Origin of the sequence: Plantactinospora alkalitolerans (assembly GCF_015690345.1) — a bacterium.
Taxonomy (GTDB): domain Bacteria; phylum Actinomycetota; class Actinomycetes; order Mycobacteriales; family Micromonosporaceae; genus Plantactinospora; species Plantactinospora alkalitolerans.
In genome coordinates this window covers 1-13799 of record NZ_JADPUN010000439.1, presented here as the reverse complement: position 1 = coordinate 13799, position 13799 = coordinate 1, and the positions used below count along the sequence as shown (strand labels likewise).

Below are 13799 nucleotides of genomic sequence, written 5' to 3'. Positions count from 1 at the left end.
CGCCCCCGCCACCCCTACGCATAACCGACCTAACGGTCACCGCAGAACGGCTGGACCGGTAAGGAAGGGCCCCTTCTTATCGTTTTCTGTAGAAGAAGGGGCCCTTCTTAACCGGGGAACGGCGTCAGGCGAGGTTGGAGGAGCGGGGGTAGGCGTCGGCCGGATCGGTCAGCACGTTGACCAGGTACGGGACGCCGGCGTCGAAGGCCCGCTCCAGGGCCGGTCGCAGGTCGCCCGCCTTCGCCACCGTCTCGCCGGCGCCGCCGAGTGCGGTCACCACGTGGTCGTACCGGAGTTCGGGCTGGAGGTCGGCCGCGACGTCGTAGCCGTACATGCCGCGCATCGGGTGCTTCTCCAGGCCCCAGATGCCGTTGTTGCCGACCACGATCACCACGGGCAGCTTCTGCCGGACCAGCGACTCGACATCCATCAGCGAGAAACCGGCGGCGCCGTCGCCCATCAGCACGCAGATCTGCCGGTCCGGGTAGCTGACCCTGGCCCCCATCGCGTACCCCATGCCGGTGCCGAGGCAGCCGTACGGGCCCGGGTCCAGCCAGGTGCCCGGTTGGGCCGGCTCCAGATAACGTCCGGCGTACGAGACGAAGTCACCACCGTCGCCGATGGTGACCGCGTCCGGCGCGAGGACGTGGCGCAGTTCGCCGTAGACCCGGGCCGGTTTGATCGGGTCGGTCTCCGCCGCCATCGCCGCCGCGTCCCGTTCCCGGGCGGCGTCCTCGGCGGTACGCAGGTCGGCGATCCACGACTCGTGGTCGGTCCGGTCGCCGGGGTACTCGGCCAGCGCCGACAGGATCAGCCGCAGGTCACCGGCGGGGCTGACGGTCGGCTCGACGTGCGTTGCCCGCTGGCTCGGCGCGTCGACGATGTGCACCACCCGGGCGCCCGAGAACTCACCGAAGCCGAGCCGGAAGTCGAGCGGGGTGCCGATCACCACGACGAGGTCGGCACCGCCGAGGGCCGTCCGGCGGGCCTTGGCGAAGCTGAGCGGATGTCCCGGCGGCAGCGAACCGCGGCCCATCCCGTTGGTGAAGACCGGTACCCGGAGCGCCTCGGCGGCTTCGCGCAGGGCCGCGACCGCGTCCCCGGCGTAGACGTCGGAGCCGGCGATGATGACCGGGCGCTCGGCGGCGGCGATCAGCCGGGCCGCCTCGGTGACCTGGTCCGGGTCCGGCTCGACGGGTGGGATGACCGCCGCGACCGGCGGGTCCGTCTCGCCGGTGGAGAAGATGACCTCCAGCGGCAGGTCCAGGAAGACGGGCCCACGGTGTGGGGTCAGCGCCTCGGTCAGCGCACCCGCCACCGCCCCCGGTACGTCGTCGGTGGACCACACCGTGGCCGCGTGCTTGGTCACCGGCGCGACCAGCGGCACGTGGTCGATCTCCTGGAGGCTGCCCGCCCCCCAGCGGAAGGCCGGGGCCCTGCCGCCGAGCACCATCACCGGGGAGGCGTTGAAGAACGCACTGGTCAGTCCGGAGATGCCGTTGGTGACCCCGGGCCCGGCGGTCAGTACGGCGACGCCCGGCCGGCGCTGGAGCTTGGCGACCGCCTCGGCGGCGAAGACCGCGGACTGCTCGTGCCGGACGTCGTAGATCGGAAAGTCGGTCCGGTGCGCCGCGTCGTACAGCGGGAAGACGTGGCCGCCGGAGAGGGTGAACATCTCCCGCACGCCGTACGCCCGCAGGGCCGCCAGGGCCAGCTCGCCGCCGTGTCCTTCGATCCGTCCGGTCATCGCCGCTCCTGTCGTCCCGCCGTGATTTGCTGCGAGGTTACCGGTCAGTCACGTTGAATGCGAAGAACACTCATCTACTGTCGCGGTGACACGTCGCCGCGGTGACACGTCGCCGCGGTGCCACGTCGCCGCGGTGCCGTGACCGCTCGGTCACCGACCGGTGAAGCCCGGTTTGCGCTTCTCCACGAACGCGGACATCCCCTCGCGGCGGTCGTCGGTGGCGAACAGCGCCGCGAAGAGCTGGCTCTCCCAGGCCAGCCCGGAGGCGAGATCCATCTCCAGGCCACCGTCGACCGCCAGCTTCGCCGCCCGCAGCGCCTGGGCCGGGCCGTTGAGGAACGGCCGCACCAGCGCCAGCGCCTCGGCGTACACCGACTCGGCCGGTACCACCCGGTCGGCGAGCCCGATCCGGAGCGCCTCCGCCGCGTCGACCATCCGACCGGACATGATCAGATCCTTGGCCCGGGCCGGCCCGATCAGCCGCGCCAGCCGCTGCGTACCGCCGGCTCCCGGAATGATGCCGAGCTTGATCTCCGGCTGGCCGAGCTTCGCGTCCTCGGCGACCACCCGCCAGTCGCAGGCCAGTGCCAGCTCGCAGCCGCCACCGAGGGCGTACCCGGTAATCGCCGCCACCACCGGCTTGGGGATCCGGGCGATGGCGCCGAGCGCGCTGGACAGTTCGGCGGCCCGCTGCGCCATGTCGACGTACGACATGTCGGCCATCTCCTTGATGTCCGCGCCGGCCGCGAAGACCTTCTCGCCGCCGTACACGATGACCGCGCGGACGTCCGGATCGGCGGAGACCGTGGTCGCGGCGGCCCGCAACTCCTCCTGTACGCCGGTGTTCAGCGCGTTCATCGGCGGCCGGGTCAACCGGATCGTGCCGACACCGTCACCGATCTCCACCTGGACGAAGTCGCCCACAGCCCACCTCCACGTCGAAGTCGCGAGGCTCACCCTAACGGGCAGGTCGTAGGGCGGATACCGGACCGTCCACCGGGGTAATCTCCCCGATAGGCGGAGCGCGTCGGACTCTGGCGAGGACGTGACGGCGATGACCATCTACTACGACGACCGCGCGGTACGGATCACCTCGGAGCTGATCCGGGTCGAGGGCCGCGCCTACCCACTGACCGAGGTCGGGCGGGTCTGGCACGTTCGCGGCGACCGCTCCTGGGGCGCGCTCGCCGGTCGCGGCGCACTGCTCGCGGCCCTGGGCGGCCCGCTGGTCGCCGCCGTCATCGGCATCCTGATCGCGGTACGCCTGCACACCTCGGTCACCGTCACGATCGCCATCGTCGGCGTCTCGGTCCTGATCGGCCTGGCCGCCGCTCCGGTCGCCGACTACCTGCTCGAACACGTCGACCGGAGCTACAGCCGGGGCGCACACCAACTGGAGATCTGGGCCCAGTGGCGGGGTACGCCGGTCCGGCTGCTCGCCACCGGTGACGCGCTGCGGTTCGGCCAGATCTACCGGGCCCTGGAGCGGGCCGTCGAGCAGGCCGCGATCCCGGTACACCGCTGACCGCCCCGACCGCCGGTACGGGACCCGAGTGGGCCCCGGATCAGCGGATCTGAATCCTTGACTGCCTCGGGCGACGCCTCCTACTGTTGCGGACAGGTTTCGGGCTCGGATCGGCCGCGAAGCGGTGGTCGGTCACGTCCACAGCGGCGCGAGGAGACACGATGGCAGATCCGCAGCCCGACCAGAACTCCCCGGCAGCGATCGCGCAGAGTCGACAGCGCGCGCAGAGTCGACAGCGCGCGTTGAGCCGGCGGCGGCTACTCGGCGGAACCGCGTACACGGCCGGCGCGCTGGCCCTGCCGGTCGGGCTGACCGCCTGTGAGAAGCCGAGCACCGGCGGCGAGAGCGGCGGAACGGTCACCTTCGGGTCCAACTACTCCGACGAGGTGCCCAAAAAGGCGATCGCCGAGGTGATGGCGGCATCCGGCCTTGACGTACGGGTGAACACCGTCGACCACAACACGTTCCAGGAGAACATCACCCGCTACCTCCAGGCGACCCCGGACGACATCTTCAGCTGGTTCTCCGGCTTCCGGATGCAGTACTTCGCCGCCCAGGGGCTGGCCACCGACATCTCCGACGTCTGGCAGTCGATCGGCGGCGATTTCTCGCCGGCGATGAAGAAGGCGTCGACCGGCAGCGACGGCAAGCAGTACTTCGTGCCGTTCTACTACTACCCGTGGGCGGTGTTCTACCGGAAGAGCGTCTTCCAGGAGAAGGGTTACCAGATCCCGAAGACCTGGGACGACTTCAAGGCGCTGGCCGCGAAGATGAGGACCGACGGGCTGATCCCGATCGCCATGGCGGACAAGGACGGCTGGCCCGCCATGGGCACCTTCGACTACATCAACATGCGGGCCAACGGGTACGACTTCCACGTCAGCCTGATGGCCGGCAAGGAATCCTGGGAGGACAGCCGGGTCAAGCAGGTCTTCTCGCTGTGGCGGGAGCTGCTGCCGTACAACCAGCCGGGGGCGAACGGGCGGACCTGGCAGGAGGCGGCGCAGTCGCTGGGCCAGAAGCAGACCGGGATGTACCTGTTGGGGATGTTCGTCGGGCAGCAGTTCCAGGGCGAGGCAGCGGCCGACCTCGACTTCTTCCCGTTCCCGCAGATCGCCGAGGCGCACGGGCAGGACGCGGTCGAGGCGCCGATCGACGGCTTCATGATCTCCAGCAAGGTGAAGAACCTGGACGGGGCGAAGGAGCTGCTCCGCTACCTGGCCAGCGCCAAGGCACAGAACGCGTACCTGGGCAGCGACCCGAACAACGTGGCCACCAGCAACTCGGCCGACGCCAGCGGCTACAACGCCCTGCAGAAGAAGGCGGTCGAGTTGGTCAGCGGGGCGAAGCAGATCTCGCAGTTCCTCGACCGGGACACCCGGCCGGACTTCGCCTCCACGGTCATGATCCCCTCGTTGCAGAGCTTCCTGAGTTCGCCGAAGGACGTGAACGGGCTCTGTAAGCGGATCGAGTCCCAGAAGAAGACGATTTTCGCCTCCTGAGCGGGCGACGGGTGAACCCGATCCCGACGGTACCGCCCGTCGACCTCCCACCGGCGCCGGACGGGCCCGGACCGCCGACCCGGCGCTCACGCCAACACCGACGTCGGCGTCGACGCGTCGGCCGGTTCACGCCACGGGACATCGCGGTCATCGGGCTGCTGCTCGGCGTTCCGCTGCTGCTCGACCTGGCGCTGATCTGGGGTCCCGCGCTCGCCTCGATCGGCCTGTCGTTCACCTCCTGGAACGGCATCTCGGAGATCAAGCCGGTCGGGCTGGACAACTACGTCAACATCGTCAGCAACTATCCGCCGTTCTGGCCGGCGGTCCGGCACAACCTGATCTGGCTGGCCTTCCTCGGCCTGGTCGCCACCCCGTTCGGGCTGTTCCTCGCCGTACTCCTGGACCGGGAGATGCGGTTCACCCGCTTCTACCAGACCGCCTTCTACCTGCCGGTGGTGCTCTCGCTCGCGGTCGTCGGCTTCATCGCGCAGCTCATCTTCTCCCGCGACTACGGTGCGGCCAACGCGATCCTGGGCCGGACCGACAACCCGGTCGACTGGCTCGGCGACCCATCGATCAACCTCTGGTCGGTGCTGCTCCTGGTCGGTTGGCGGCACGTCGGGTACGTCATGCTGCTCTACCTCGCCGGGCTGAAGGCCGTCGACCCGAGTCTCAAGGAGGCGGCCGCGATCGACGGCGCGGGCGAGGTGCAGACCTTCTTCCGGGTCGTCTTCCCGACGCTCCGCCCCGTCAACGTGATCGTGCTGGTGATCACCGTCATCGAGGGACTGCGGGCGTTCGACATCGTCTACGCGATCAATCGCGGTCGCAACGGGCTGGAACTGCTCTCCGTACTGGTCACCGACAACATCGTCGGCGAGGCCAGCCGGATCGGGTACGGCTCGGCCATCGCGGTGATCCTGCTGCTCATCTCCACCGGCTTCATCGCCGTCTACCTGGTGCAGGTCTTCCGCCGGGACGAGGCATGAACGGCCCGGCCCGGGTCGCCGGGGACGGCACCCGACGACGACGCCCGGTCAGCCCGATGCGGGTGGTCATCCGGATCTTCCTCTGGGTGGTCGCGCTCGGCTGGCTCGTGCCACTGCTGCTCCCGCTGTACGCCTCGCTGCGGCCGTACGCGGAGACCGCCGCCGACGGCTACTTCTCGCTGCCGCGCACGCTCAACTTCGACTACTACGTGCAGGCGTGGCGGGGCGGCAACCTGCCCACACATTTCCTGAACACCCTGCTGATCGCCGTACCAGCCGTGCTGCTCACGCTCTTCTTCGCCTCGTTCGTGGCCTTCCTGATCTCCCGGCGCCGGCTGCCCGGCGGCAAGGTGCTGTTGATCCTCTTCACCGCCGGCAACCTGCTCCCCCAGCAGGTGGTGCTGACCCCGGTGTACCTGATGTACACCAAGCTGCCGCTGCCCTGGTGGATGAGCTGGCCGTCGGAGCTGGTGTACGACTCGTACTGGGGGATCATCGCGATCCACGTGGCGTTCCAGACCGGCTTCTGCGTCTTCGTGCTGAGCAACTACATGGACACCATCCCCCGGGAGCTGATCGAGGCGGCCACCGTCGACGGCGCCGGGGTGTGGCGGCAGTACTGGCAGGTCATCCTGCCGCTGGCCCGGCCGGCGCTCGGCGCGCTCGGCACCCTCGAGTTCGCCTGGATCTACAACGACTTCCTCTGGGCCGTGGTGCTGATGTCCACCGGGGACAAGTTGCCGGTGACCAGTGCACTGAACAACCTCCGCGCGGTCTACTTCACCGACTACAACCTGCTGGCCGCCGGCTCGATCCTGGTCGCACTTCCGACACTGATCGTCTTCTTCGTACTCCAGCGCCAGTTCGTCTCCGGTCTCACGCTGGGCGCCAACAAGGGCTGAGTTGCTCGCCGGCACGTTGACAGCCGCGCTTTGCTGGAGTGGTGACGCTCTATTACCGCGACGACACGGTACGGGTAACCTCCGAGGTCATCCAGGCGAACGGGCACTCCGTGCCGGTCGCGCACGTGGCGTACGTCTGGCACGCCCGGGGACCCGGCTCGGCCCGGACCCGGGGACGGCTCGCCGGGCGGGGCGTACTCATCTTCCTGTTCTCGATCCCGCCGCTGGTCGCGATGATCTGCGTGCTGTCGCTCGCCTACTCGGCCCAGGACCGGGGCGAGTGGAAGCTCGCCGCGCTCATCCTGGCGGTCTGTGTCGTCGGCGCGCTGGCGCTGTTCCCGTTCCTGGAGCTGCCGCTGTACTGGCTCGACCGCTCGTACGAACGCGGCAGCAAGGTGCAGGAGCTCTGGGTGCAGTATCAGGGCCAGGAGATCATGCTGATCCGCAGCTCGGACGCGCTCCGGTTCGGTCAGATCTACCGGGCCGTGCAGCGCGCCATCGAACAACACAGTCCAGAGGGCTGACCTCACCCACAGCGTGCGCGAGCCGGTCGCGGCGTGACGGCGGAGCAGGGCATGTCTCACCACCGCTACAACCGGCGGGCCGCCTTCGTCGCGATCTTCCGCATCCGGTCGGCGTCGTTCAGGTACGTCTGGAGCACCTCGACCCGGTCCTCGACCCGCACGACCGTCAGGATCGTGACGAGGAGGCTCTCGTCGCCGGGCAGCAGCTCGCCGGTGCGCGCGTCCCTGCTCTCGGTCACCTGCCGGATCAGCAGGGAGTCGTCCCCGGCGAAGTCCTGGCTCTCGATCGTGTACGTGTGCCGGGTCCGAGCCGGACGCTCCTCGGTGGACGCCTCGCCGCTCGCGTAGCCGAAGTCGCCACACGTCTGGACCACGCGCCGGACGTCGGTCATCACCTGGTCCGCGATCGGCACCGGATAGCGGGTGAGCTCGGTGTGCACGTCGGTCGTACCGGTATCGTCCCCCTTCAGGGCGACGATGTTGATCCGCATCCAGGTGTAGGAGCGGAAGGCCGTGACGTTCAGGGGCGGGTAGGCGTCGCAGTGTTCCAGAGAAAACGTCCAAGCCGGATATTCGCCCGGCGCAAAGGCGTGCTCGTTCTCAAGCGTGTAGCCGGCACCGACGTCATCCGGCTGTGCCAGGTCTTCAGGGCCGAACCAGCCCGGCACCGCCGCTGCGGACGGGCCCAGCGGCGCTCCGCCATCACCGACCGGGTCGCCGACCAGGCCACGGTCTCGGCCTGGACCGGCCAGCAGCCAGAGCGACGTCATGACCATCAGCAGGACGACCGGCGCGGCCGCCACCTTGCGGACGGTACGCCGACGGGCCCGTGCCCGGATCTCATCGGGTGCCAGCCACGTCACCCCGGCCAGGTCCCGGGCCAGCAACTGGGGGAGATTTCCGGGGTCACGCATCGGCGGCCTCCTCCAGGTCGACGGTGAGCAGGCCAGCGAGCGCGCCCCGGCCGCGGGACAGGCGGGCTTTGACCGTGCCCACCGGCACTCCCGTCTCCCGGGCCACGTCCGCCACGGGCAGGCCCAGCAGGTAGTAGAGCGCAAGCGCCACGCGCTGTTCCTCGGGCAGGCGACGCATGGCCGTGACGATCTCGACCGTGTCGGTGCTCGGTGCGGGCAGCGGACCGGCCGCGCCGAGCCGTCGGTACGCCCGGGCCCGGCTGCGCAGGCTCCGCCACCGGCTCACCGCGATCCGGGCGGCGACCACCCGTACCCATGCCTCGGGGTCCTCGTAGCTGCCGACCGTCGACCAGCGCTGCCACGCCCGCACGAAGGCCTCCTGCACCGCGTCCTGCGCCTCCGCCAGATCGCTGGTCAGGACGTACACGAAGCCCAGCAGCCGTTGCCGGCTGCCGCGATAGAACTCGTCGAACCCGTCGACGTCAGTCACCGGCGCCTCCGCTTGAAGGGACGCAGTAGATACGCCTGCACGGGCCGGTCCGGTTGCATCAGATGAGGGCCTTTATCCCGCCGGGACCTGACCGCGAGGCGTCGACGACCGGTGAAACTTGTCCGACGACTGGTCCGGGTGGGCGCTGGCGCCGGCCGGGCACGCACCAGGTCTGGCGCCACCGATCGACATCAGGCGCGCGGAGCGCGTCGAGTCTGCTGCTCAGATCCACCCGCTCACCGACCCATCGAAGAGGCTAAAAACGCCTCCCAATGCTCGCAGAAGCCGTGCTCGCCTCCCGACGCGAGCCGTCGTCACTGGCCGGGCGCCGCCTGCTGCCGTCCCGCACTGTTGGCTGGGATCAGGAGGGTGGTGCCGGACCAGTCGATGTCTTCCTCGGCGATGACCTGTGCCGGCTCGCCGTCCTCGTCCAGTGGACCGAGCGACGCGTAAGTAGCGGCCGAACCCGTACGCCCCGGCGGCGAGTGTGGCAACTGCCCACGTCCGGAGATGTTCCGCCAGTGGCTCCGGCCCTCGACAGCCCACGTTGACCTGGACGACACCGAGCAGGTCGTACCGCTCGTCGCCAGTGCCCGAGCCGATGACCTGGGACAGCGTGAACGCGTGCCGGATCGCCGGCTCCTCGAAGACCCACCTACCAACGCCGGTCATCGGCTCCTCCTTCGTCACTGGTCGTACCGACCAGCATCGACGAAGATCGTATTTATATCAAGAGGATGACAGCGACAAGGTTGCGTGCGTATTATCGACCAGCTTGCTTGTCGACAAGAGGAGACGTGATGGCAGCCGAGTCGTCTGGATCGTCAAGGTCGCGTCGATCGAGGCCGACGCCAAGCCCGGTAGAGTCGCCGACCGTACAGGCATGGGAGCTTGGAATCCGATTGCGCGAGCGCCGTGAGGAACTGGGCATGACCGCCGTCGCGGCCGGTCGGGCCACCGGCATCGCCCAGGCGTACGTGTCGGGAGTGGAGGCCGGGAAGGTCAAGCTCCCGGCCGACCGGCTGGCCCAGCTCGTGCAGGTCTATGAGATCGAACCCGACGAGGCGGACGAGCTTGAACAGCTGCGGGTCGCCGCCACCAAGCGCGCCTGGTGGCACCAGTACTCCCAGCTCTTCCCCGCCGAGTTCCTCCGGTTCCTCGGCTACGAGGCAGGCGCCGACCACATTCGCAGCTACGACAGCGAGTTGCTGCACGGGCTGTTGCAGACCGAGGCGTACGCACGGGCGGTCATGCGTGGCGGCAACACCTACGTGCGGCTCACCGAGGTCAACCGGCGGATCGCCGTCCGGATGGCCCGGCAGGCACGACTGACCGCAGACCACCCGATCAGGTTCACCACAGTACTCAGTGAGGGTGTGCTGCGGCAGCAGATCGGCGGCGCCGCCGTGATGCGGGACCAACTCCAGCATCTTGCCGCGCTGGTCAGCGAGCGGCCGGAGCAGATCCAGATCCGGGTCATACCGTTCACCGCAGGCGCCTATCCCGCGCTCGGTGGGCCGTTCCAGATCCTCTCGTTTCCGGCACCCCGGCTGCCCGAGCTGGTCTGGCAGGAGATCCTGACCTCCAGCGACATCATCGACCAGTCGGCCCGGGTAGCCGACTACGTGATCACCTTCGAGGAGACCCTGGAACGCGCGTTAAGCTCGGACGAGTCGCTGACACTGATCCGGCGGATCGCCAAGGAGATGACGTGACCCCCACCGAGCAGACTTCCGAGCGGGACTGGTTCAAGTCCTCCTACAGCTCCAACAACGCGGCCTGCGTCGAGGTGCGGTCCGCAGGCGGAACTGTCGGCGTACGCGACTCGAAGAACCTCGGCGGGCCGGTCCTCGCCTTCACCGGTCCGGCCTGGTCGCGCTTCGTCACCCTCCTCAGGACCGATCCGCGCTGACCCAGCCGGTCCGGCGGCGAGTCGCTGGCGTACTCCGCACACGACCGGGGTGAGTGGACGCTCGCCGCACTGATCCTGGCGGTCTGTGTCGTCGGCGTACTGGCGCTGTTCCCGTTCCTGGAGTTGCCGCTGTACTGGCTCGACCGTTCGTACGAACGCGGCAGCAAGGTGCAGGAACTCTGGGTGCAGTACCAGGGCCGGGAGATCATGTTGATCCTAAGCTCGGACGCACTCCGGTTCGGTCGGATCTACCGGGCCGTGCAGCGCGCCATCGAACAGCACGGCGGTGACCACTAAATCTGGGCATCGAGGATACGACGGGCGAGCCCGGCCAGCGTCTCGTCGAGGTCGATGTCCTGCCATTCGCCCGGTCCAGTGACACGCACCTCACTGTGTGCAATGAATCGCAGCACGCTGATCAGTGCGGAGTCGACGAACCCCATCTCCGTTATGCGCCTGAGTGCCAGCAGGTCGGCCACGCCCGCTGGCCGACCCGTGACGAGGTCGGCGAGGATCCCGGCCAGGGCCCGGCCGCCGATCGCGGTCTCGCCGGTGATCTCCCAGTGCGACGTCGCCGCGCCGAGCGTCGCCCACGTGCCCAGGCCGGGCATGAGCTGTTCGAGACGGCCGGCGTAGTGCGCACCGGCTGGTCCCAACGCGCCAATCAGGTGCAGGGACGACGCCGGCAGCGGTTCGTCCGATCCAGCGTCAGGCAGCGCGGCGAGCACCGGTCCGAGGTCGGCGGTGATCCGGGCGTACGCGCGAATGAGCGCGACCTGGTCCACGCTCGGCACGGCGGATGCCCGCTCGAACGCCTGTCGCACCAGGCCGCTCGGCACGTCGTGCGCGTTCGGGCCAACTGCGGCGAGCGCGATGAGGTCAAGGGTCGGATCCTGTGCGGCCAGGCCGTCCACCAACACCGGCAGCGCTCCCCTGGCCACCGGGCCCCATTCCGTGACCGTGCGCAGGAGCGCCCGACGCTCAAGGCCCGGCGGCGTGGTCGACAAACGCCGCGCGACATCGGGAAGCAGCCGGTCGGACCACGCCGCAGCCAGCAGCAGGATTTCGTCGATGGATGGAAGCACGGGATAGGACAGGGTCCCCCCGTAGACCCGATGATGGGCATAGCCGAGATGGTCGCACCGTAGGGACGCGAGGAGGTGTGGCACACACCGGGAATCGCCCATCCGGGCGAGTCCCCAGGTCGCCGCCAGGCGTGGATATCCGTCCGGTCCTCCGGCGAGTTCCGCGAGCCGATCGGCGTGCTCGGGCTCGCGTGGTCTGGACATAGCAAGCGCGAACAGGGCTCTGCTGCTGACGGACTCCTCCGGATCGTCCAGCGCCTGGGACGCCGCAGCGGCAACATCCACCATAGGGGACCGCCACGTCGACGCGACCCCCATCAGCACCTCGAACGCTGCGGTCCGGTTCGCCGCATCGGCCGAGGCAAGCAACCCTTTCCCGAGGTCCCGGCGAAGGTCCCGGTCCTCCCGCAGCCGCTGGTCGACCCAGTACACGATCGACTGGCGCCGGCCGGGCACGCACCAGGTCTGCCGCCACAGTTCGACATCGGGCGCGCGGAGCGCGTCGAGAAATACCTCGGCACCGACGGTCTCGACCTGGTGCAGCACGATCGCACCCGCCATCCGTACCTGGGGCGACCCGCCCGAGACGATCCCACGCACCCGGCCGACCGTCGCGTCCCCAAATGCCGGCGGGACCACCGGCAGCAGATCCGCGATGGCAATCAGCTGCGCCAGCCTCGCCGGTTCGTCCCGCTCCGCCGCGCACGTGTCCAGCAACCGCGCCAGGAACCGGTCCTGGTCGAACTCCGCCGAAGCCAGCGATGACGGCGCAAAGCGCCGCACCTCGACGTCGTGGTCACGCAGCAGCTCCGCCATCAAGGGCAGCTTCCCGCGCCACATCCGCGACCAGCGGCCCTTCGCCTCGTGCTCCGGCCCAACCTGCACGGCCGCCCCGGCGAGCTCACCGATCAGCCGGACGATCGCCGGACGGGCCGGACAACTGCCTTCCGACACCAGATCCACGAGGATCGGGACGGCTTCCACCGTCGCGGAGTAGACCACGAAGCCCTGATGGAGCAGCCGGTCACGGAGCATCTCGACGACTTCTTCGGGATGCTCCGACCCGCCGATCTTTACCAGCAGCGCGGGAATGTCCGTCGCGTTGTCGTACGCGTGTTCAAGCCGCGCCCAGGGAACGTCCCCGAGTCTGCTGCTCAGATCCACTCGCGGCCCATCGAAGGCGCTCATAACCGATTCCCAATGCTCGCAGAAGCCGTTGACAGCCTCGACAGGGCGTGGGTGCAGTACCAGGGCCAGGAGATCATGCTGATCCGCAGCTCGGACGCGCTCCGGTTCGGCCAGATCTACCGGGCCGTGCAGCGCGCCATCGAGCAGCACAGCCCGGAGGGTTGAGTGTCGATACCCCGATCCTTGACCGTAGGTGCCGAGGGCTATGGCTGAGGAAGCTCAAGGTCGACGTCCTTCGCGAGCGCATGAACGTGAGCATTGTTGAGCAATGAGGGATACTCAGACACCACTTTCACAATTTCTCTGCGAATGAACCCCGAACCTGCGGCGAGAAACTCGCCGACGGCACAGGACAGCGCAGATTTCGTATAGCTCGGCATTACCCGGAGATCACCGCCTTCCAGTTCGAAACGGATGACCTCATCATTCTCCGTAAAATCGATTTTCCCCAGTCCACCTCCCCCTTCGACATAGGTCATCACCTGTCGCACTGAATAAATCGCGTCGAACAATGGGACCCAACCCCACGGAGGACCGACTTCGGTCCCGGACTGCGAGATCCGCAACGACCCCAGGAAGTAGTACCAACGCAGCTCAGCCCTCGATACGTCCGCAAGATCATCTCCGCGCGCGTACTCGCGGCCATGGCTGCCGTAGTCCAGACTTGCAGAGAATGAGATCCGCACCTTCAGCTACCTCACTGGAAAAGCATTCCGAACGAAGTTCACGGAACTCTATGGATTGACCACGGAACACACAAGAGTGGTTACAAAATGTGAGGACGGGTTCCGCTAAAGTGGACAAGTGGTCCCAACATCATGAGGCTACGGGTTCACCAAACGTCCCGTTGCCTGTCCTCCGGTGCGGGCGCCGGCCAGGTCCGGGCGTAGAGGGCGTCGATCTCCTCTCTGGTCGGCAGTGCACTCGACGCGCCCAGCCGCTGGGCGCACGCGGCGCCGGCCGCGCAGGCCCAGCGGAGCACCGCCACCACGGCCGCCGGCTCGGCCGGCCCGCGCCGCTG

General features: G+C 68.5%; 13 protein-coding genes and 3 pseudogenes. 9 read left to right on the top strand and 7 right to left on the bottom strand.

Annotation, left to right across the window (positions count from 1 at the left end):
- Positions 1-124: 124 nt before the first annotated feature.
- Both I0C86_RS42735 and I0C86_RS42730 read right to left on the bottom strand, forming a co-directional pair.
- Positions 125-1747 (bottom strand): acetolactate synthase, encoded by a 1623-nt coding sequence (locus tag I0C86_RS42735; protein WP_196207007.1) that lies wholly within the window; start codon positions 1745-1747, stop codon positions 125-127.
- 150 nt (positions 1748-1897) lie between these two features.
- On the bottom strand, positions 1898-2671 hold the full coding sequence (locus tag I0C86_RS42730) for an enoyl-CoA hydratase/isomerase family protein (protein ID WP_196207006.1): 774 nt from the start codon (positions 2669-2671) through the stop codon (positions 1898-1900).
- Between the two features lie 130 nt (positions 2672-2801).
- On the opposite strand from I0C86_RS42730, the gene I0C86_RS42725 reads away from it, so the two are divergent.
- The 5 genes from I0C86_RS42725 to I0C86_RS42705 all read left to right on the top strand — a co-directional run bounded on the left by I0C86_RS42725 (position 2802) and on the right by I0C86_RS42705 (position 7189).
- Positions 2802-3272 carry a DUF6232 family protein gene (locus tag I0C86_RS42725; protein WP_196207005.1) on the top strand — a complete coding sequence of 157 codons (471 nt, stop codon included), beginning with the start codon at positions 2802-2804 and terminating at the stop codon, positions 3270-3272.
- A gap of 161 nt (positions 3273-3433) precedes the next feature.
- Complete coding sequence (locus tag I0C86_RS42720; RefSeq protein WP_196207004.1) at positions 3434-4774, top strand: ABC transporter substrate-binding protein; 1341 nt, start codon at positions 3434-3436, stop codon at positions 4772-4774.
- An 11-nt stretch (positions 4775-4785) separates the two neighbouring features.
- Positions 4786-5763, top strand: a complete 978-nt coding sequence (locus I0C86_RS45330; RefSeq protein WP_323374182.1) for a carbohydrate ABC transporter permease — start codon at positions 4786-4788, stop codon at positions 5761-5763.
- On the top strand, positions 5760-6665 hold the full coding sequence (locus I0C86_RS42710; protein ID WP_196207003.1) for a carbohydrate ABC transporter permease: 906 nt from the start codon (positions 5760-5762) through the stop codon (positions 6663-6665). The genes I0C86_RS45330 and I0C86_RS42710 overlap by 4 nt, the downstream gene beginning before the upstream one ends.
- Before the next feature lie 41 nt (positions 6666-6706).
- Entirely contained in the window at positions 6707-7189 is a 483-nt protein-coding gene (locus I0C86_RS42705; RefSeq protein WP_196207002.1) for a DUF6232 family protein, read from the top strand.
- A gap of 65 nt (positions 7190-7254) precedes the next feature.
- Here the strand turns inward: I0C86_RS42705 and I0C86_RS42700 are convergent, their stop codons facing one another.
- On the bottom strand, positions 7255-8103 hold the full coding sequence (locus I0C86_RS42700) for a hypothetical protein (RefSeq protein WP_196207001.1): 849 nt from the start codon (positions 8101-8103) through the stop codon (positions 7255-7257).
- Positions 8096-8593: a sigma factor-like helix-turn-helix DNA-binding protein gene (locus I0C86_RS42695; RefSeq protein ID WP_196207000.1), complete on the bottom strand. Its 498-nt coding sequence runs from the start codon at positions 8591-8593 to the stop codon at positions 8096-8098. Before I0C86_RS42695 ends, I0C86_RS42700 begins: the two co-directional genes overlap by 8 nt.
- A 737-nt stretch (positions 8594-9330) precedes the next feature.
- On the opposite strand from I0C86_RS42695, the gene I0C86_RS42690 reads away from it, so the two are divergent.
- The 3 genes and pseudogenes from I0C86_RS42690 to I0C86_RS42680 form a co-directional block, all read left to right on the top strand.
- The gene (locus I0C86_RS42690) at positions 9331-10308 is read left to right on the top strand and encodes a helix-turn-helix domain-containing protein (RefSeq protein WP_323374181.1); all 978 of its coding nucleotides are present in this window, start codon (positions 9331-9333) and stop codon (positions 10306-10308) included.
- Positions 10305-10505: a DUF397 domain-containing protein gene (locus tag I0C86_RS42685; RefSeq protein ID WP_196206998.1), complete on the top strand. Its 201-nt coding sequence runs from the start codon at positions 10305-10307 to the stop codon at positions 10503-10505. Before I0C86_RS42690 ends, I0C86_RS42685 begins: the two co-directional genes overlap by 4 nt.
- A 21-nt stretch (positions 10506-10526) precedes the next feature.
- A pseudogene (locus tag I0C86_RS42680) lies at positions 10527-10802 on the top strand (DUF6232 family protein); the annotation flags it as partial.
- On the opposite strand, the gene I0C86_RS42675 reads toward I0C86_RS42680, so the two are convergent.
- A complete protein-coding gene (locus I0C86_RS42675; protein ID WP_196206997.1) occupies positions 10799-12778 on the bottom strand; it encodes a HEAT repeat domain-containing protein in 1980 nt (659 codons plus the stop codon). The pseudogene I0C86_RS42680 and the gene I0C86_RS42675 overlap by 4 nt on opposite strands.
- 48 nt (positions 12779-12826) lie before the next feature.
- Here I0C86_RS42675 and I0C86_RS42670 point away from each other — a divergent pair.
- Positions 12827-12943 (top strand): annotated as a pseudogene (locus I0C86_RS42670) (DUF6232 family protein); the annotation flags it as partial.
- A 38-nt stretch (positions 12944-12981) separates the two neighbouring features.
- Here the strand turns inward: I0C86_RS42670 and I0C86_RS44270 are convergent.
- Both I0C86_RS44270 and I0C86_RS42660 read right to left on the bottom strand, forming a co-directional pair.
- Complete coding sequence (locus I0C86_RS44270; protein ID WP_230395694.1) at positions 12982-13464, bottom strand: hypothetical protein; 483 nt, start codon at positions 13462-13464, stop codon at positions 12982-12984.
- Positions 13465-13610: 146 nt separating this feature from the next.
- A pseudogene (locus I0C86_RS42660) lies at positions 13611-13799 on the bottom strand (hypothetical protein); the annotation flags it as partial.

Bases quoted from the DNA above. Each gene is read 5' to 3' on its own strand.
- I0C86_RS42675 (WP_196206997.1), bottom strand. From the start codon at position 12,778: ATGAGCGCCTTCGATGGGCCGCGAGTGGATCTGAGCAGCAGACTCGGG.
- I0C86_RS42710 (WP_196207003.1), top strand. From the start codon at position 5,760: ATGAACGGCCCGGCCCGGGTCGCCGGGGACGGCACCCGACGACGACGC.
- I0C86_RS42700 (WP_196207001.1), bottom strand. From the start codon at position 8,103: ATGCGTGACCCCGGAAATCTCCCCCAGTTGCTGGCCCGGGACCTGGCC.
- I0C86_RS42720 (WP_196207004.1), top strand. From the start codon at position 3,434: ATGGCAGATCCGCAGCCCGACCAGAACTCCCCGGCAGCGATCGCGCAG.
- I0C86_RS42725 (WP_196207005.1), top strand. From the start codon at position 2,802: ATGACCATCTACTACGACGACCGCGCGGTACGGATCACCTCGGAGCTG.
- I0C86_RS42735 (WP_196207007.1), bottom strand. From the start codon at position 1,747: ATGACCGGACGGATCGAAGGACACGGCGGCGAGCTGGCCCTGGCGGCC.
- I0C86_RS42690 (WP_323374181.1), top strand. From the start codon at position 9,331: ATGACAGCGACAAGGTTGCGTGCGTATTATCGACCAGCTTGCTTGTCG.